Origin of the sequence: Tateyamaria armeniaca, assembly GCF_045797845.1 — a bacterium.
Classification (GTDB): domain Bacteria; phylum Pseudomonadota; class Alphaproteobacteria; order Rhodobacterales; family Rhodobacteraceae; genus Tateyamaria; species Tateyamaria armeniaca.
Map to the genome: position 1 here is coordinate 3206186 of NZ_JBHDIY010000002.1, position 18660 is coordinate 3224845.

Annotated in this window: 18 protein-coding genes and 1 tRNA gene; 12 read left to right on the forward strand and 7 right to left on the reverse strand. The window is 60.4% G+C overall.

Annotated features, from left to right (window positions below; genetic code table 11):
• Nucleotides 1–258: 258 nt before the first annotated feature.
• Entirely contained in the window at nt 259–3282 is a 3024-nt protein-coding gene (locus ACERZ8_RS16325) for a Hint domain-containing protein (RefSeq protein WP_407593207.1), read from the reverse strand.
• A 925-nt stretch (nt 3283–4207) separates the two neighbouring features.
• Nucleotides 4208–4293, reverse strand: a tRNA-Leu gene (locus tag ACERZ8_RS16330).
• A gap of 78 nt (nt 4294–4371) precedes the next feature.
• Here ACERZ8_RS16330 and ACERZ8_RS16335 point away from each other — a divergent pair.
• Both ACERZ8_RS16335 and ACERZ8_RS16340 read left to right on the forward strand, forming a co-directional pair.
• Nucleotides 4372–5052, forward strand: coding sequence for an exopolysaccharide biosynthesis protein (locus ACERZ8_RS16335; protein ID WP_407593208.1), 681 nt, complete (start codon nt 4372–4374; stop codon nt 5050–5052).
• Complete coding sequence (locus tag ACERZ8_RS16340) at nt 5049–5513, forward strand: disulfide bond formation protein B (protein ID WP_407593209.1); 465 nt, start codon at nt 5049–5051, stop codon at nt 5511–5513. Before ACERZ8_RS16335 ends, ACERZ8_RS16340 begins: the two co-directional genes overlap by 4 nt.
• On the opposite strand, the gene ACERZ8_RS16345 is transcribed toward ACERZ8_RS16340, so the two are convergent.
• Nucleotides 5510–5935: an Lrp/AsnC family transcriptional regulator gene (locus ACERZ8_RS16345; protein ID WP_407593210.1), complete on the reverse strand. Its 426-nt coding sequence runs from the start codon at nt 5933–5935 to the stop codon at nt 5510–5512. The two genes, ACERZ8_RS16340 and ACERZ8_RS16345, sit on opposite strands and share 4 nt — an antisense overlap.
• Nucleotides 5936–6039: 104 nt before the next feature.
• Here ACERZ8_RS16345 and rocF point away from each other — a divergent pair, with 104 nt between their 5' ends.
• On the forward strand, nt 6040–6963 hold the full coding sequence (rocF, locus tag ACERZ8_RS16350) for an arginase (RefSeq protein ID WP_407593211.1): 924 nt from the start codon (nt 6040–6042) through the stop codon (nt 6961–6963).
• A 24-nt stretch (nt 6964–6987) separates the two neighbouring features.
• Complete coding sequence (locus tag ACERZ8_RS16355) at nt 6988–8040, forward strand: ornithine cyclodeaminase (protein ID WP_407593212.1); 1053 nt, start codon at nt 6988–6990, stop codon at nt 8038–8040.
• Nucleotides 8041–8181: 141 nt separating this feature from the next.
• On the opposite strand, the gene dksA is transcribed toward ACERZ8_RS16355, so the two are convergent.
• Nucleotides 8182–8604 carry an RNA polymerase-binding protein DksA gene (dksA, locus tag ACERZ8_RS16360; RefSeq protein ID WP_407593214.1) on the reverse strand — a complete coding sequence of 141 codons (423 nt, stop codon included), beginning with the start codon at nt 8602–8604 and terminating at the stop codon, nt 8182–8184.
• A 183-nt stretch (nt 8605–8787) separates the two neighbouring features.
• Between dksA and ACERZ8_RS16365 the strand changes: the two genes are divergently transcribed.
• The 8 genes from ACERZ8_RS16365 to ACERZ8_RS16400 all read left to right on the forward strand — a co-directional run bounded on the left by ACERZ8_RS16365 (nt 8788) and on the right by ACERZ8_RS16400 (nt 16078).
• Complete coding sequence (locus tag ACERZ8_RS16365) at nt 8788–9627, forward strand: AAA family ATPase (protein WP_407593215.1); 840 nt, start codon at nt 8788–8790, stop codon at nt 9625–9627.
• 95 nt (nt 9628–9722) lie between these two features.
• Entirely contained in the window at nt 9723–10760 is a 1038-nt protein-coding gene (locus ACERZ8_RS16370) for a Hint domain-containing protein (RefSeq protein ID WP_407593216.1), read from the forward strand.
• A 187-nt stretch (nt 10761–10947) separates the two neighbouring features.
• Nucleotides 10948–11403: a GNAT family N-acetyltransferase gene (locus tag ACERZ8_RS16375; RefSeq protein WP_407593218.1), complete on the forward strand. Its 456-nt coding sequence runs from the start codon at nt 10948–10950 to the stop codon at nt 11401–11403.
• Nucleotides 11404–11408: 5 nt separating this feature from the next.
• Nucleotides 11409–12767 (forward strand): DUF2927 domain-containing protein, encoded by a 1359-nt coding sequence (locus ACERZ8_RS16380; protein ID WP_407593219.1) that lies wholly within the window; start codon nt 11409–11411, stop codon nt 12765–12767.
• 34 nt (nt 12768–12801) lie between these two features.
• Nucleotides 12802–12972: an apolipoprotein acyltransferase gene (locus ACERZ8_RS16385; RefSeq protein ID WP_407593220.1), complete on the forward strand. Its 171-nt coding sequence runs from the start codon at nt 12802–12804 to the stop codon at nt 12970–12972.
• A gap of 1 nt (nt 12973) precedes the next feature.
• Complete coding sequence (locus ACERZ8_RS16390) at nt 12974–14161, forward strand: vWA domain-containing protein (protein ID WP_407593221.1); 1188 nt, start codon at nt 12974–12976, stop codon at nt 14159–14161.
• A gap of 39 nt (nt 14162–14200) precedes the next feature.
• Entirely contained in the window at nt 14201–15364 is a 1164-nt protein-coding gene (locus tag ACERZ8_RS16395) for a cytochrome P450 (protein ID WP_407593222.1), read from the forward strand.
• Between the two features lie 24 nt (nt 15365–15388).
• Nucleotides 15389–16078, forward strand: a complete 690-nt coding sequence (locus ACERZ8_RS16400) for a M48 family metalloprotease (RefSeq protein ID WP_407593223.1) — start codon at nt 15389–15391, stop codon at nt 16076–16078.
• On the opposite strand, the gene ACERZ8_RS16405 is transcribed toward ACERZ8_RS16400, so the two are convergent.
• The 3 genes from ACERZ8_RS16405 to ACERZ8_RS16415 are packed head-to-tail and all read right to left on the reverse strand — an operon-like array spanning nt 16075 to nt 18542.
• A complete protein-coding gene (locus ACERZ8_RS16405) occupies nt 16075–16623 on the reverse strand; it encodes an RSP_2648 family PIN domain-containing protein (RefSeq protein ID WP_407593224.1) in 549 nt (182 codons plus the stop codon). The two genes, ACERZ8_RS16400 and ACERZ8_RS16405, sit on opposite strands and share 4 nt — an antisense overlap.
• Nucleotides 16620–17828, reverse strand: coding sequence for an RSP_2647 family RNA methyltransferase (locus ACERZ8_RS16410; protein ID WP_407593225.1), 1209 nt, complete (start codon nt 17826–17828; stop codon nt 16620–16622). The genes ACERZ8_RS16405 and ACERZ8_RS16410 overlap by 4 nt, the downstream gene beginning before the upstream one ends.
• A 39-nt stretch (nt 17829–17867) precedes the next feature.
• Complete coding sequence (locus tag ACERZ8_RS16415) at nt 17868–18542, reverse strand: DUF6778 family protein (protein WP_407593226.1); 675 nt, start codon at nt 18540–18542, stop codon at nt 17868–17870.
• Between the last annotated feature and the right edge of the window lie 118 nt (nt 18543–18660).

Here is an 18660-nt window from a genome sequence, read left to right on the forward strand (position 1 = left end):
AACACGGCTCTGCCCGAATTAATTCATTATTCGGACAAATTCAGGGGGAATTTTACACCTTTGGTAAACCAAACTGCCGGAATGGGCGGTTTGGTGCTGCATTGCAGCACCATACGCTGCCGTAATAGAAACAATCGGCTACATTCTATTGCATTGAACACAAAAAACGGGCGCAGCCCCCTGCCCCGTTTTTCGCGTTCCGCGCGAATCACGCGCGGAATGCTGCACATATTGGTGTGGTGATCGCCTGGCTGGTCCTTACAGCGTCAGCAACTTGGCCTCGTGCTTTTTCAGGCTGCGCCGCGCCGCGGTATAGGCCCTAATCCCGATCTCCGTTTCCAGTTCGGGGAACAGTTCGAGGATTTCGGCCCGGGTTCCGTCGCCCATCGACGCAAGTGTCTGATCGCCCGGCTGAAAGCTTTCAGTCCATGCGCCATCCGACAGGATCACTTCGTGCTGGTCGAACATCACGTGGATATACGTTGTGTGCGACACATCCACGACGTCGATGCCTTCCATATCCGTCAGATGCTTGGCAGCCACCAGCACTTCGGCTTCATCGAAATACAGCGCTGTCTTGTCGCTTGCCATCAACACGCGGTGCTGAGGAGAGACGAGCATGTCGCGCTCGGGCAGACCTTTGCCCAAGGCACCCTGACGGATGAGGACGGGACGCAGGTGCGCGGCACGGCTCAACTCGTTCCCGCTCATGTCCCGGGTGCCGATCCAGCGGATTTCCTGAATGCCGTTGTCACGGGTGATGACCCGGTCGCCCACTTTCAGGTCCTGCACAAGACGTTCGCCACTGGCCGTCGCGATCATGGTGCCGGGGGTGAAACAAGGAATGATGTCCTCGATCTCGGTAAAGGTCAGAGTGCCCGCGTCGTTGCCGTCGCTGTCAAAGTAGTTGATCTGACCGTCAAAACCGTTGCCGTTGGAATCCGGACCGGTGATGTCGATGGTGAACGATCCGCCCTCGGGGGTCGAGCCGCGCAGATCGAGCACGTCAAAGTCTTCGCCCGTGGTCACTTCGGACCCGCCATCGACCACGTCGCCGGGGTTCACGTTGATGAACAGGTCTTCATCCGCGCCGCCGGACAATTCATCGTTGCCGATGCCGCCGTCGATGGTGTCCTGTCCGTCGCCGCCCATGACAGTGTCGTCGCCCTGACCGCCGCGCAACGAGTCATCGCCCGTGCCGCCATCGATCAGGTCGTCGTCGATCTCGCCATCTATGGTGTCGTTGCCTTCCTCACCGAACAGCACGTCATCGTCGTCCGCGCCAAAGATGACGTCGTCACCCTCGCCGCCGAACACGGTGTCCAGGCCATTGTCGGGGCGCAGGTCAGGACCAAACCCATTTGCGTTGGATCCATCATCTTCGATGTTGAGGATATCGAGGCCCAGATCGGGATCGTTCCCGGCATAGATCGTGTCATTGCCGTCACCGCCTTCGATGACGTCACTGCCTTCACCACCCACAATGCGGTCCGCACCGTCATCGCCGGAAATCTCGTCATCATCGATGCCGCCATCGATCACGTCGTCGCCCGTGCCACCTACGATAGTGTCGGCGTCATCGCCGGTCGAAATGGTATCGTTGCCCGCACCGCCATCGACAAAGTCACGGTCGTTTTCTGTCGCGGGCGTCCCTTCCTCTCCGGGGAACAGACCGGGATAGCCCTTGTCCACCAGGAAGTTGTCCGCAGGATCGCCAGCAATGATTTCGTCTGCGCCGTCACCACCCAGAATGCTGTCCGAGCCACGGCCACCCTCGATCACATCGTCGTCGTCGCCGCCGTCGATGGTGTCATCACCTTCGCCGCCGCTCAGGCTGTCTTGGTCGTCGCCACCCTTGATGACGTCGTCGCCGTCTTCGCCAAAGATCGTGTCATCGCCTTCGCCGCCTTCAAGCGTGTCATTGCCAGCGATACCGCCGTCAACAACCGGGGCGTCGAAATAGACATCCGTGATGTTGATGCCGGAGTTGTCGCTGCCGTTTTGATCATGTTCGATCACGATCCGCGACACTGGGCCCGGGATGCTGACCAACAGCGAAAATTCGGGCGCCGTGTCGGGCAGATAGCCTTCGTTGCTGTCGGCCGTGTCGTTGCCCGGCACACCGTCCGTGTCCTTGAGCGTCAGGCGGCTGCCGCCCTCAAGGTTCACGACGATTGGATTGCCGTCCGCGTCAAAGGCGGAGACTGTGACCACGCCATCGCCATCGATGTCGTTGATGCGGAACGACACGTCTTCGACCGGGGCCGAGAAATCGAGGCGGTAATCCGCGTCGTTGCCCTTGCCGTTCAGAATGCTGCTGAGCGAGCTGTTGGCGTCGGGATCGGTGCCATCATCATCAATATTCGCGACATTCTGGGTGTTGTCGGCGAATTCGGTGTCGGCAGACCCGGTTTCCTGCAGGATCGAGAACGTGACATCCACATTGCCGGTGTTCTGGGTAAAGCCGGACAGATCTTCGCCATCATCCACCCCTGCCAGATCCCATTCAAAGCTTTCGCGGGTCGTGGCACCGGCACCGGGACCGGCATAGTTGCCGTCGCCAAAGATTAGGTCGTCGCCTGCGCCGCCTTCGACGCTGTCACTGCCCGACCCGGCATAGACGTCATCATCGCCTGCGCCGGATTTGATGGTGTCATCCCCACCGAATGCATCAACGATGTCGTCATCGGGGCCTTCGCCCGGCAGCACGGCATCGCCCGCATCAATCCGGTCACCGTCGGGATCATCCAGATATCCGGCGTCAATCAGGTTGCCTTCGTTGTTGCCCTCGACCACACCGTCGCCGGGCGCGTCATCAAAGACCAGATTGTCGATTGCGCCCGACCCGTTCAGCGTGACATCCATGCGCGCCACACCGGCCACATCAAGATCCTGAATGAGCTGACCGTTGTTTTCCGTGCAATCGATGTGGACGGTCTTGATAACATGCCCGTTGGCGTCAAAGAACTTGACCGACGCGCCTTCTTCGATGTCGAGGAAGGTCAGGCGGTTGATGTCGGCCAGCGCATCAAATTTGAAGCGGAACGTGCCGCCGGATGCGTTGTCATCGGGGTCGTGGCGGTCGCCATCCTCGGAAATGATCAGCGCCTTGCCAAGGTTGGTGGTCTTCAGATCGCTGTCACCACCCGTGGGGTGCGCCGTGTTGAAGATCATCGCCTTGCCGGACCCCCCGGTCGCAGACACTTTGAAACCATCTCCGGCATATTCGTTGTCGACAACTGTTCCGGTGGAAAGATTATTGAAATCAATAAATTTTGTCATGCTCGGTTACTCCTAGGCGGTGTTGCGGACGGCGCAAACGGCGCCCGAAAACGTATCAAAGTGAAAAGATGGACGGGCCGTTTTTACGGCGTCACAGGTCAGACCTCTGGGGTGTCTGCTGTGCGGTGCGTCTTGCGACGGCTGGTACATTCGAACGTCTCCATCATTCACTTACTCGTCACCCCGAGAAACGATGCGCCAAGGTCCGGGCGACCGGCACTCGTGCTCCTAACTGACAGGAAAATGATATGCGTCCGACGCAGACAGAGCGTCAGCCAAGCCGACGCTTTCCGAAAGCACACACTGATAACAACAGCGCCGCGAACACACATTTCCCGTACCAATCGGCACGTTCAGTGCGGTCGCCCCCGTGACCTAACAATCATCGCCCCCCAGTTGGGCACACCTGTCTTACGAAGTGGATTGAGGCAAACAAAGGGAAAAATGTCCGAAAAACTTCAGCATTTCGTTAGCGTATGGTTTGGCTTTCACACCGTTCCGTGAACAATACGCAACCGTGGGTAGCAATAATCCTCCTACGCTTCTAGCGCAGATAGGCGAAAATCTGCGCAAGGCCCAAATTTCCAAGGGTTTACGCAAAATGCCTCTTGTGGCGGCACACAACCGCACGTTTTCCGAAATGGAAACAATCAAACGGGCTCGTATTGTGGCAAAATCCGCCCGATTTTGCGTCCAACCTGTTCACGGACGCGCACCAATAGCCAAATTCGGGGGCAATTGACCCCGCACAGGGGGTCAGACTGCCACAATCGACGAATCGTTTGACCTGAAATGCGGCGCAAATGTGCCGTTCGGACACAGATGGTGGCATTTGCGTGGCCCCATGCGATGCGCGCAAGGGTGCGGCCCAAAACGGCGCACCCGACTGACGTCGCCGTTGTCCGATTTCGTCAGTTTGAGAGGCTGGTACCCAAGGCCGGACTCGAACCGGCACGCCCGCAAAGGCGGGGGATTTTGAATCCCCTGCGTCTACCATTCCGCCACTTGGGCCTCGACTCTCCCTACACCGTGATTTTGTCGTGGGCAAGCGGCCCTCACGTCTTGGCGACGACATTTTATCTGCGGTGCATGTCGACCACTGGAACACCCAGAGATGATTTGATACGCGAGGCCAACATCTCAGGAGATTTCAACATCATGGCGCCGTTGATGCAGGATATGGCGATCTCGGACCGGCTCTCGCAGCTGGTCGAAGACGCCGATGGCAAGGTCGTCACGTTAGGCTGGATCTTGGAGCAGTTGCACGAACGCGCCTTTGGTCTTTTCCTGCTGATCCTGGCGCTGCCCTGCTGCATTCCCTTTCTTTATGGCTTGCCGCAGATCGTCGCCCTGCCCCTTATGTTTGTATCAGGCCAAATCCTGCTCGGTCGCCGCGTCCCGTGGTTGCCCGGCAAGCTCAGCGCGCGCACTGTCTCGGGCGAAGGGCTCGACAGCCTGTCTCGCCGCTCCGGCCCATGGTTGAAGCGCATCGAAGCGGTGAGCCGTCCGCGCCTGTCCGCGCTGACCCAGCCCCCCACGGACCGGATCGTCGGCCTTGCCCTTGTCCTGTTCAGCGCGTCGATCCTGGTACCCCTGCCGGGGACGAACACCGTGCCCGGCTTTGCCGTTGTGATCGTCGCCATGGGCCTTTTGCAGCGCGACGGTTTATTGGTCATTCTGGGCGCGGCACTTGGGACGGCATGGATCGGAACGCTCATTCTTGCCGGGGCGACGCTGGCGAGCCTGATCAAGACCTGGATTGGCTTATGACCCTGACACGACGACACCTTGTGACCTGTGCCGCCCTTGGCTCTGCCCTGCTACTGGCCGGTGCATTTGCCTTTCAGCATCTGGGCGGGCTGGCCCCGTGCAAGATGTGCATCTGGCAGCGCTATCCCCATGTCGCAGCCATTGCACTGGGCGCGCTTGCCTTTTTCGTCCCGCTGCCTGCCCTGCTGGCCCTTGGCGCGCTGGCAGCGCTGATCACCGCAGGCATCGGTGGCTATCACGTGGGCGTCGAACAGGGCTGGTGGGAAGGGCCGACAAGTTGTTCGTCCGCACCCATCGGCAACCTGGACCCCGATGCACTTTTTGACCAGATCATGGCCGCCCCGTTGGTGCGCTGTGACGAGATTGCATGGCAACTGGCGGGTCTGAGCATGGCCGGCTGGAACATGGTGATTTCGCTGGCGCTTGCCGGTCTGTGGCTGGCAGCGCTGCGGGCGCGTTAGGCCGACTTGCGCGTCGATAACAGCAACGACGTTTCAGACGACATCACCCCTTCAAGCGCCCTGATCCGGAACAGCACCGCATCAAAGCGTTCCAGCGTATCCGTTCCGATTTCCACGATCACATCCCAGCGCCCATTGGTGGAATACACGTGGCGCACTTCGGACATGCCCGTAAGCTGGCGAATGATCCGCTCCGTTCCGCGCCCCTCGATTCCGATCATCATCAGGCCCCGCACCGGATCTCGCAATGTGTCCTCGCGCAGCACCACGCTGAACCCGACAATTTCGCCGCGACTGCGCAGCTTTTCGATCCGGGTGCGCACCGTGGTGCGTGACAATCCCAATGTGGCCGACAAATCAGACAAAGATGCGCGCGCGTCATGGCGCAAGGCCGAGATCAGTTTTGCGTCCGTTTCGTCCATATTGCATTCCGTTTTGTCGATATAGCTTCCGATACGGCCAATTTGATCGCTTGTCCACGCATCACTTCGGGCAGACATTCCTGCCAGAACGACAGGAGAGCATGATGACACCTCAAAATATCCAACTTATCGGCGTGCCCATGGACAGCGGCAAAAAGCGACGTGGCTGCCTGATGGGCCCGGATGCCTATCGCACTGCTGGTCTGGCCGACGCCCTGCGCAGTCTGGGCCATGAGGTCGCGGATATGGGCAATGTCGCACCCGGTTTATTTGACGCGACACCACATCCCCACCTGCATGCTTTGGGCGAAACCATCGCCTGGACCGAAGCGCTGTCAGCGGCATCCACGTCTGCCTGCGCCGATGCCCTCCCAATCTTTATGGGCGGCGATCATGCCCTCGCCCTTGGCACCGTGCATGGGGCCGCCGCGCACGCTGCGGCGCAAGGGCGCCCGCTTTTCGTTCTGTGGCTTGATGCCCATACCGACTATCACACACCGCAATCCACCGATTCCGGCAACCTGCACGGCACGCCCATGGGCTATCTCACCGGGCGCGATGGGTTTGACGGATTTCCTGCCGTACCACACCCGATCCCGCACGCACAGATTGCCATGCTTGGCCTGCGCTCGGTCGATGCGCAGGAACGCGCGGCACTAGAGGAAACGGATGTCACCTATATCGACATGCGCCACATTGACGAACATGGCATCGCCAAACCGCTTTCTGCCTTTCTTGCGCGGGCTGCCAAGGAAAACGCGATGCTGCATGTCTCGCTTGACGTGGATTTCCTTGACCCCTCTGTCGCCCCTGCCGTGGGCACAACTGTGCCGGGCGGTGCAACCATGCGCGAAGGGCATCTTGTGATGGAAATGATCTGCGACAGCGGCCTGCTTACCTCGCTGGATCTGGTCGAGCTGAACCCGTTTCTGGATGAGCGTGGACGCACGGCGCAGGCCATGGTCGATCTGACTGCATCCGCCTTTGGGCGGCGCATCTTTGACCGGCCCACCCGCGCCTATTCCTGATTTCGCTGCACAAAGGACAGTCCCATGACCCAACTCGCCCCGTCGGACAAAGCGCTTGTTCCCTTCGTTTCCGTCGACCACATGATGCAACTGATCCACCATATCGGCATGGCCGAGATGCTGCGTGGGCTGGCGCGTTACATCGAAGCCGATTTCAAACGCTGGGAGCTGTTCGACAAAACGCCCCGCGTGGCGAGCCATTCGGCCGAAGGGGTGATCGAGCTGATGCCGACGTCGGACGGCGAAACCTATGGGTTCAAATACGTGAACGGCCATCCCAAGAACACCGCGGATGGCTTGCAGACGGTCACGGCCTTTGGCCTGCTGGCAGATGTGGACACAGGCTATCCCGTGCTGTTGACGGAAATGACGCTGCTCACGGCCCTGCGCACCGCTGCCACCTCGGCGCTTGTAGCACGAACCCTCGCGCCCAAGGGCGCGACCACCATGGCGATGATCGGCAATGGCGCGCAGTCCGAATTTCAAAGCCTTGCGATGATGGCCATCGCCGGGATCACCCATGTGCGCCTTTATGACATCGACGCTGCTGCGACAGAGAAATGCGCGCGCAATCTGGCCGGAACGGGCCTTGTTGTGACACAGTGCAAAAGTGCGGAAGAGGCCATCGAGGGCGCGCACATCCTGACCACCTGCACGGCGGACAAGGCCTATGCCACGATCTTGACCGACAACATGGTGGGCGCAGGCGTGCACATCAACGCCATCGGCGGGGACTGTCCGGGCAAGACGGAAATCGCACCGGGCATCCTGCAACGCGGCGACATCTTTGTGGAATATCCACCGCAGACCCGGGTCGAGGGCGACATCCAGCAGCTTGATCCCGATCATCCGGTGACTGAAATCTGGCAGGTGATCGCGGGCCAGGTGGACGGGCGCACATCTGACAAACAGATCACGATCTTTGACAGCGTCGGCTTTGCGATCGAGGATTTTTCCGCCCTGCGCTATGTGCGCGACAGCATTGAGGGGACGGAATTCTTTCACCCGCTCGATCTGCTGGCGGACCCGGATGATCCGCGGGACCTCATGGGCATGGTGATGCGTTCACAGGGGTGATAAAATGAAAAAGGCGCACCGACAGGTGCGCCTTACGGGTGACTTACTGCTTTAGTGCCCTACGGATCAGGGGCGTGGCTGGTCGCTTTGCGGTGCAAAGCAACCCTTGCCACCGTTTGAATTCACCTGCGTGAATTCAAACTAATCGTCTCGATGTACCTTCTCACGCCGTTCGTGCTTTTCCTGTGCCTCAAGGCTCATGGTCGCGATGGGCCGCGCATCCAGACGCTTCAGCGAAATCGGCTCGCCCGTGACCGAGCAATATCCGTATTCGCCCTCGTCGATGCGGCGCAGGGCGGCGTCGATCTTGGACACCAGCTTGCGCTGACGGTCGCGGGTGCGCAGTTCCAGCGCGCGGTCTGTCTCTTCACTGGCGCGGTCGGCGACATCCGGAATGTTGCGTGTGCCGTCCTGCAATCCTTCGATGGTGTCACGGCTGCCTGCCAGCAACTCGGCGCGCCATCCCAACAGCTTGCGACGGAAATATTCGACCTGCCGCTCGTTCATGAACGGCTCGCTCTCGGCTGGGCGATAATCGTCCGGTAAAAATGTCTCTTGTTTCATTTGCTTCCCCTCAACTCGACTGACGTTGGCCATATGCGGTTCCCTGAGGTCTCCAGTTCACTGCCCCACCAGCTCCCTGCCGCTGCATCTATCCGAGGCAAAAGCGATTGTCACTACCCATTCCCATGACAAGTTCGCTAAAAGCGGTGCGATGAACAAATCAGTGCAACAGGGTGAACTCACATGAAATTCCAAGGCACCGACGCCTATGTCGCCACGGACGACCTGACCATCGCGGTGAATGCCGCTGTCACCCTTGAAAGGCCCCTGCTGGTCAAGGGCGAACCGGGCACGGGCAAGACCGAACTGGCCAAGCAGGTGGCGCGCTCACTGGGGCTGCGTCTGATCGAATGGAACATCAAATCGACCACGCGCGCGCAACAGGGTCTGTACGAATATGACGCCGTCAGCCGATTGCGCGACAGCCAGCTTGGCGAAGACAAAGTGCACGATGTCGCCAACTACATAAAAAAGGGCAAGCTGTGGGAGGCGTTCGAAGCGGACGAGAAAGTCGTGCTGCTGATCGACGAGATCGACAAGGCCGATATCGAATTTCCCAACGACCTTTTGCAAGAGCTCGATAAGATGGAGTTCTTTGTCTACGAGACCGGCGAGACCATTCAGGCCCGCCATCGCCCCGTCGTCATCATCACCTCGAACAATGAAAAGGAACTGCCCGACGCGTTCCTGCGCCGCTGTTTCTTTCACTACATCCAGTTCCCGGACATGGACACGATGAAACAGATCGTGGCCGTGCATCACCCGGACATCAAACAGGCGCTGCTGACCACTGCCCTCACCCAGTTCTTTGAAATCCGCGACCAACAGGGATTGAAGAAAAAACCATCGACCTCCGAAGTGCTTGATTGGCTCAAACTGTTGCTGGCCGAGGACATGAGCCCCGAAGACCTGAAACAAGGTGGTGCCAGTGCCCTACCCAAACTGCATGGGGCGCTGTTGAAAAACGAGCAGGACGTGCATCTGTTCGAACGGCTGGCATTCATGGCGCGGGGTCAGCGTTAGCGCAGGCAGTTCATTTCAATCTTAGGTAAAAAGCTGAATGCGCTCACCTCCCCTTAAGTGCGCATCACGCAAGGTCCCGTCCGGGAGTTTGCGCCATGACCATAACCTATTACGGGCTCGACAACGAATTTGCCGCCTCGACCGGCGACAATGTCGACACAACAGAAAACAGTTCGACCTTTGACAACCCGCCTCAAGGGTCCAAGGATCTGGTGATCACCAGCAATGCGGATGACGATGATCCGCGCGTGTTTGAACTTGGCGACACTTATGACGTCAGTTGGGGCGGTCAGGGTGGTGGTGGTTCGATCACCGATGCGGTGGTCGTACGATCCGACCTTGCCCCCAATGGCGAGGGCGGAATCATCGTGTTCGAAGGGGTCGATGAAAACGGCGATCCCGCGCAGATCATCTGGACACCGGGATTTGACCTCGAAGGGTGGTATTCCGACAATTACAACCCGTCGATGGAGCCGCAATTCTACACCGAAGACACGGACCCGGCCTACACCCATGCCTATGTGTGTTTTGTGGCAGGAACGCTGATCGACACGGATGCGGGTGCGGTACCTGTCGAACGATTGCGCGCGAATGACCGGGTGCTGACGCTGGATGATGGTCCACAACCCGTGATCTGGGTGGGCCAGCGCGATTGCATCGGATTTCGCGCGGACGCGCCCATCACCTTCGCCACAGGCAGCATCGGCAACACACTGCCGCTGGCGGTCTCAGCGCAACACCGCATCCTGATCCGCTCGCCTCAACTGGAACTGCACTTTGCCAGCCACGAGGTGCTGGCCCCTGCCAAGGCCTTTGTCGGCCTGCCCGGCGTGCGTCAAACGGCCCGCCCCACCGTAACTTATGTGCATGTCCTGCTGCGCAAACACCACGTGATCCGCGCCAATGGCGCATGGTGTGAAAGCCTGCATCTCGGCGATGCCAGCACCGAATTGTTGCAGGCTGTACCAACCTTTTCGACGGCTTTGCAGAAAGAAGGATTGCAGCACAGGGTAACCCATACCGCACGGCCCGTTTTGCGCACGCGAGAGGCATCACATTTCCTGGCAAGGTACGGTGCGCAAACCTGTTTTGATGCGGCAGCCAAGACTGAAACGATGCAGGCCTGTGCATAGGCCCAATCAAGGCACGCCCCGACACTGAACACGGGGTTTTTAGGTCACATCCACCTGCCGCCACGGCCAACAAGGGCAACCTGTGGATAAAATGTCTTTCTTTTGCCTGAAATGCTCCATAACCTGTCCTTGATGAGAGGTGAAAACACCCGCATCCAATATGCTAAAAGGCAGGCAGGCAGTATAAATGACCGGTTCAGACGCACTCGAAGTGCGCCCAATCTCTTTGTCGGATCGCGCGCAATGGGGCGATCTGTGGACGGCCTATCTCGCGTTCTATGAAACGTCGCGTCCCAAAACCCTCTTTGACACCTATTTCGAACGGCTGCTGGGCGATGACCCACAGGATTTTCATGGCCTTGTCGCCGTGCAGGATGGCAAGCTTGTCGGCCTTGCGCATTACCTGTTCCACCGTCACGGCTGGCGCGTCGAAAACGTCTGCTATCTGCAGGACCTTTATGCCGATCCGTCCGTGCGCAGACAGGGCGTTGGCCGCAAGCTGATCGAAGCCGTCTACGGCGCCGCCGACGCTGCCGGATGTCCGGCAGTCTATTGGCTGACACAGGATTTCAACACCGAGGCCCGCAAGCTTTACGACCGCATCGGGAAACTTTCCCCCTTCATCAAGTATGATCGGGGATGAACATGATGCGCCGTTTTGTTCTGCCGCTTGTCCTTGCGCTCAATGCCTGCGTGCCCGTCACGCCCGGTGACACACCGACCCGCGCCCTGCCCCAGGCCAGCGACCTACCCCCGATGAAGACCTTTGGCGCGCCGCAGCCCGGATCGCCGATTCGGTCCAACAACGATCTGGCGCTCGACTTTATTGAGTTGAGCTTTCAACTGGAATCGGGGCGCGACCTGCCGGTCTTTACCCGCTTTGAAGGGCCCATTTCGGTGCGTGTCACCGGGGCGCCGCCCGCCTCCCTTGGCACGGACCTGCGCCGCCTGATGCACCGTTTGCGGGACGAGGCCGGGATCGACATTTTTGAAGCCGCCCCCGGCAACAACGCCAACATCACCATTCAGGCTGTCAGCCGCGCGCAGATCTGCCGCGCCCTGCCCCATGCCGCCTGTTTCGTGGTGCCCAACATCACCGATATCTCGCAATATCGCCCCAACCGCCGCAGCGCGCGCACCAGCTGGTCCAACCTGCGCACCCGCCAGCAACTCGCCATCTTCCTGCCCAATGACGCCAGCCCCCAAGAGGTGCGGGACTGCCTGCACGAAGAACTGGCGCAGGCCATCGGCCCGCTCAACGACCTTTATCGCCTGCCCGACAGCGTCTTTAACGACGACAACGTGCACACGGTTCTGACTGGCTTCGACATGATGATCCTGCGCGCCTATTACGCGCCGGAACTGCGCTCTGGCATGACGCGCGGACAGGTCGCGGCCAAGCTGCCCGGCATTCTGGCCCGCATCAATCCGGGCGGAGAAGACCTGCCCGCCCAGTTTGCAACCCGCACGCCGCGCGCCTGGAGCCATGCGGTCCAGACTGCCCTCGGCCCCGGTGCCGCCCCCGCCCAACGCCGTGAAGCGGCTGCAAAAGCGCTGGAAATCGCCCGCGCAATGGGTTGGAAAGATCACCGCCGCGCCTTTGCGCACTATGCCAATGGCCGTCTGTTACTCGCCTCTGACCCGCAAGCCGCCCAGACGCATTTCCGCGCCGCAGACCAGTATTACGCCGCAACCAAGGGTGCCCGCCTGCACCGCGCCTATGTGGCGACGCAGCTGGCCGCCTATGCGATTACGCGTGGGGATGGCGACAGTGCGTCAGTGCTGCTGGCCCCCCATATCGATCAGGCCGCGCGCAACGAAAACGCCGCACTGCTGTCGACATTGCTGTTGCTGCGCGCCGAAGCGCTGGACCTGCAAGGCCGCTCTGCCGAGGCACGCACAGTCAGGCTGGACAGCATCGGATGGGCACGCTACGGATTTGGCCCAGACTGGGCGGTCCGGGCCAAGCTGCGGGAAATCTCTTCACTCAATCCGCTGAATGGTTGAACTTGCCGCCCCAACGTATTGAGAGGCAAGGCAAATGATAGTCATCGCTGCCGCTGTAAGCGGCGCGCTTATTGGCGGTTACACAGCGCACAAGCGTGACGGCAACCGGCTGGACATCGCACAATATGCGACCGGGTACGCGCTCGCCTTTGTGGTGGTCGGCCTGATCATCACTGTGCTGATTGACCGCATCTTGTCGGCCTGAGATGTTTCTGCCCTTTTTCGAACATCTGCGAAAAGGCGGCGTGCCGGTATCGCTGCGCGAATTCCTCGCCTTTCTCGAAGCGATGAAGGCGGGGCTTGCGACCTACGATGTCGAGGCGTTTTATTACCTCGCCCGCACGGCAATGGTAAAAGACGAACGCAACATCGACAAATTCGACCGCGCCTTTGCCGCCGCATTCGAAGGGCTCGAACAAATCAGCATCGAACAGGTGCTTGAGGCTGTGGATATCCCGCAGGACTGGCTTGAGAAACTGGCCGAAAAACATCTGAGCGAAGAAGAGCGGGCTGAGATCGAAGCTTTAGGAGGCTTCGACAAGCTCATGGAAACGCTCAAAAAACGGCTTGAGGAGCAAAAGGGCCGCCATCAGGGTGGCAACAAGTGGGTCGGCACAGCGGGCACCTCACCTTTCGGTGCCTATGGCTACAACCCCGAAGGCGTGCGGATCGGACAGGACAAATCCCGGCATCAGCGGGCCGTCAAGGTCTGGGACAAGCGTGAATTCAAGAACTTGGACGACACAGTTGAACTGGGTACGCGCAACATCAAGGTGGCCCTGAAGCGTTTGCGCCGCTGGGCCCGCGACGGGGCCGCCGAAGAACTGGACCTCAACGGCACCATCCGCGCGACCGCCGAACACGGATACCTTGACGTCCAAACCCGCCCCGAGCGGCGCAATGCCGTCAAGGTCCTGCTGTTCTTTGACATTGGCGGGTCGATGGACCCCCATGTGAAGATCGTGGAAGAGTTGTTTTCCGCCGCGAAATCCGAATTCAAGCACTGCGAACACTTCTATTTCCACAACTGCCTTTATGAAGGCGTGTGGCGCGACAATCGTCGCCGCTGGGATGCGCAGATCCCAACCCACGAAGTGCTGCGTACCTATGGCCCTGATTACAAATGTATTTTTGTGGGTGACGCCAGCATGTCCCCTTACGAAATCGCCTATCCCGGTGGTGCGAACGAACACTGGAATGCCGAAGCCGGACAGGTCTGGCTGGCCCGCGCGCGTGATCAGTGGGCGTCAAACCTTTGGATCAACCCGGTGCCCGAGAAATACTGGGGCTACACCCATTCGATCCAGATGATCCAAGAGATTTTTGGCCCCGAGGCGATGGTGCCAATGACCCTTGAAGGGCTCAGCCGCGGGATGAAGACGCTGACGCGATAAGGCTTTTTGGTTACAAATCCCCGCTTTAGGATGAAGCGCATGTCAGATGCGCCCACCGTTCACATCGATCCCGCCGCCTTCCATGCCGACCCCTATCCGGCCCTGGCGGAGATGCGCGCGCAAACGCCTGTCTGTTTTGTCCCCGAACTTGGCGCGACCCTATTCACGCGCCGCGATGACGTCTTTCGCGAGGAAAAGCGGATCGATCTGTTTTCCAGCCATCAACCCGACGGCCTGCTGACGCGCGTGATGGGCGCCAACATGATGCGCAAGGATGGCGATGCCCACATGATCGAGCGGCGCGCGCTATTCCCTGCCCTCAGCCCGCGCACGGTGCGCGATGTGCTCAGCCCCCGGTTTCGCGACATCGTGCAGGGGCATATCGATCGGATCAAACCCCTCGGGGCCTGCGATCTGGTGACTGACTACGCGATGCCCGTGGCAGCCGATGCGCTGCGGATCATGACCGGCCTGATCAACATGGAAGCGGCAGAGATGGACGCCGCAAGTCAGGCGATGCTCGACACAGCGGCCAATTATCAAGGCGACCCGGAGGTTGACGCGCGCGGCTTCGCCTATGCCGACCGCGTGCTGGCTCTGATCAAAGACCGCCTGCCCGCGTTGCGCGCCGCGCCCGATCTGTCGATCATCTCGGTGCTCGATCAGGCCGGCCTGACCCTTGATCAGATTGCGGGCAACGTGCGCGTCATCATCGGCGGCGGACAGAACGAACCGCGCGATGCGATTGCAGGCACCATCTGGGCCTTGCTGCACCACTCGGATCAACGCGTGCTGATCGCGGCGGGTACCGCCACTTGGGAGGATGCCTTTGGCGAATATGTCCGCCTTGTCGCGCCCATCGGTATGTCGCCGCGCCGGGTGGCGCGCGATGACACCGCCTGCAATGTCGCCTTCGCGCAGGACGAATTGATCTTTTTCATGTTCGGTTCGGCCTGCAGGGATGAGGCGCATTTCGAAGCACCCGACCGCTTTGACATCACGCGCGATACTGGCCCTGCCATTCCCTTTGGCGCGGGGCCGCATTTCTGCGCCGGGGCCGCGGCATCGAGAACGCTGATCGCGGGCCACGCGGTGCCGATGGTGTTCGAGCAGTTGGAGGGATTGGAACTTAATGGCGATGTGCCATTCGCGGGCTGGGCCTTTCGCGGGCCAACTTCGTGCCCGGTGCGCTGGAAAACCTGACCCGCGCGCCCCATATCATCAGACATGATCAAGTTCGCACCCATCCTGCTGGCCATCGTCTATGGCCTTGTCATGTACCGCTTTTCCGTCTGGCGCACATCGCGCGCACTGGACGAGCAGTCAACCGAGCTTGCCGACCCGATGCTGCGTCAGATGTGTGACCAACTGGCAGGTGCGCTCGATCTGGACCGGATCAAGGTGCATATCTATGAAATCGAGCCTGTGAACGGTCTTGCCGCCCCCGATGGGCGCATTTTCATCACCCGCGGGTTTTACAACCAGTTCCGCAAGGGCGCTGTCTCGGCCTCGGAAATGGCGAGTGTGATTGCGCATGAGTTGGGCCACGTCGCCCTTGGTCACAGCCGCCGTAGGATGATCGACTTTTCCGGCCAGAACGCGATGCGCGCGGCCCTGGCCATGGTGCTGTCCCGTTTTATCCCTGGCCTTGGGGTATGGATCGCGAACGGGCTGACCACGCTGCTCGCCGCCCGCTTGTCCCGGCAGGACGAATACGAGGCTGACGCCTATGCCGCCGCACTTTTGACCAAGGCCGGGATCGGCATCGCGCCGCAGATTTCCTTGTTTGAAAAGCTCGAAGACCTCACCAAGACGCGTGGCGGCGCGGCCCCGGCATGGCTGCTGAGCCACCCCAAGACGGGTGAGCGGATCAAAGCGCTGCAGGCCCTTGAAGCCAAGTGGCAGGTGACGCCCTAGTCCAGCCGCTCGACGGCTTTGCCAAAGCGTGGCAGGCGCGCCTTTTTCATCAGGCTGCGCAGGGTCCAGTCTTCGCCTGACAAGCGGCGCGCTTCTGCCAACACTGCATGGGCGACGGGCGCGACAAGGTCAGGGTTCGCCTCGGCACACCCTTGCAGGTAGCTGTCCGGATCAACCCGGTGCAACCCTTCCTCGCTCAGCACATTGCGGGGAAAATCCTTAGCATTCACGGTCATGATCGCATCCGACGACCCGGCAATGGCTGCGGCCAGCACATGCACGTCGTTGGGGTCCGGCAGCCACAGGCGGTTTTCCATCTCGGGCGGATAAGCCACTTCGGCCCCGGGCCACGAGGCCTGCAGCATCGCGATCTCTCCCCGCGCCTGCGCCTCACCTTGCGGGCCCAGCTTGGCGGCGGCACGCGCCCATTCCTCAAGGATACGCGGGCTCCATTGCGGGGTGAACAGGCCAGTGCGCGCCACGCCCAGCACCACTTCGCGCATGACGGTGGGATAAAGAACGCAGGCGTCGATGAGTATCCTCATAGGCGGAAAAACAGCGCCTTGAGATAGCCGCTTTCGGCCAGTTGTGGCAGCAACGGGTGGTCCGGCCCGGCAAAGCCTGTGCGGATCAGCGCAGGTGAGCGCCCTGCCCGTCCGATGCCGCGCACGCAGGCGCTCCGGAATTTTTCGAGGTCGGCGGCGTGGCTACAACTGCACAGCGCAAGGATGCCGTTCGGGGCCACCAGCGACGCGGACAGCCGCGCAATCCGCTCATAAGCGCGCAGGCCCGCATCCAGCGCCGGTTTGGCCGGAGCAAAGGCGGGCGGATCGCAAATCACCAGATCAAACTCTGCGCTCTCTTCGCCCAAGGCCGTCAACACGTCAAACGCATCGCCCTGCCGTGCTTCGAACCGGTCAGACGCGCCCATGGCCGCCGCCCCTTGGGTCGCCAGATCAAGGGCCGGGGCGGAACCATCGACACAGAGTGCGGATGTGGCACCACCCGCCAAGGCCGCCAGCCCAAAGCCACCCACATGGGAAAACATGTCGAGCACCCGGGCACCCTGCGCGAGATCAGCGGCAAAGGCGTGATTGGGGCGCTGGTCATAAAACAGGCCCGTCTTCTGCCCGCCCGTGACGTCCGCCATGTAGGTCGCACCATTCATCGGCACCGGGATCGGTCCTTCAAGCGCCGCGCCGTGCAATACGTCGCTGACATCATCGAGGCCCTCAAGGCTCCGCGTACGGCCGCCTGCATTTTTGAGAACAGTGCGCGCGCCCGTCACGGCCATTGCCGCCTCAGCCAGCATGTCGATGCGTGCATCGGCCCATGCGGCATTGGGCTGGATCACCAGCACGTCGCCAAAACGGTCGATGACGACACCGGGCAGCCCGTCAGCCTCTGCATGGATCAGGCGGTAAAACGGGGCATCAAACAGGCGATTCCGCAAGGACAAGGCCCGCGCAAGGCGGAGCGCGAACCAGTCGGTGTCGACATTGGCCTGCACATCCATATCGATGACACGGGCGATGATTTTTGAGGCCGGGTTGACCGCCACCAGCGCCATCGGATTGCGGTGTTCGTCCTGCAACTCCGCGATCGTGCCGGGGGCCAGCGCCTTGGTGCGCCGGTCCGTCACAACCTCGTTGGCATAGGCCCAGGGAAAACCATGGCGAATGCGGCGCGGGTCCATCTTGGGACGCAGGCGAATTACGGGGCGGTCAGATGCAAGTGAGGGCGCTGTCATAGCGCCCGTCCTTAGTGTGTTCGACTGACCGGCGAAAGGTCAGAGTTGGTTCATCGCCTGAATGAGACCGAGTTTGGGGTTCTTGAACCCGTGCGGCGTGGTCAGTTCCTGGCGGATCGCCTCGGCCAGCATGTTGGTGATGCGCACCTTCTGGGTTTCCCCGCGCGCTTCGGCCTCCAGCGCCTGACGACCACCAAAGGCATGCAGGTCCGCGCGAATGCGACGGGCTTCACCCAGTGGCGCCCCTGTCTTGGCATGGCGCAAGGTCAGGACAAAGTTGATGTTGTGCACGCCGCCGGTCGTATAGCGGGCCCGTTCTGTCAGCGCGTGAAAGCGGGTGACTTCGATATCCATGAAAACAGGTGTGGCACCGTCAAGCGCTTCTGTCCCCTTGTTCATCGCCTCGTAAAAGATCGCACCGATCTGGGCATGGCGGTCCCCGATGGGGTCCCCGCGCCACACGATGTCAGTCGATGGCAGATAGCCGTTGGATTCAGACACCCGCAGGGAACGCGGCACGCGCACGGTGATGTTTTCGACCCGCACGTCGGTGTTATATGCGCCGAGTTGTGCGGCATCGATCTGCCCGCCAGCTTCGGTCAGGGCGAGTGCCGGACCTTCGAACGGCGCATTGCGCGACGGTGCGGTTGTCTGAGCGCAGGCAGACACGAGGGCTGCTGATGCGAGCAATAGGACCAACTTGAAATGTTTCATTCTGTCTCTCCGTCCTGCGCGGTTTGGCCCGCGCATATCCTTTAAGTCCCGATCAAAGTGCCGTCGGACTTGGGCGGAATTGAGACAATTTTAGTTCAATTGAGGGATTGTTTCGCGG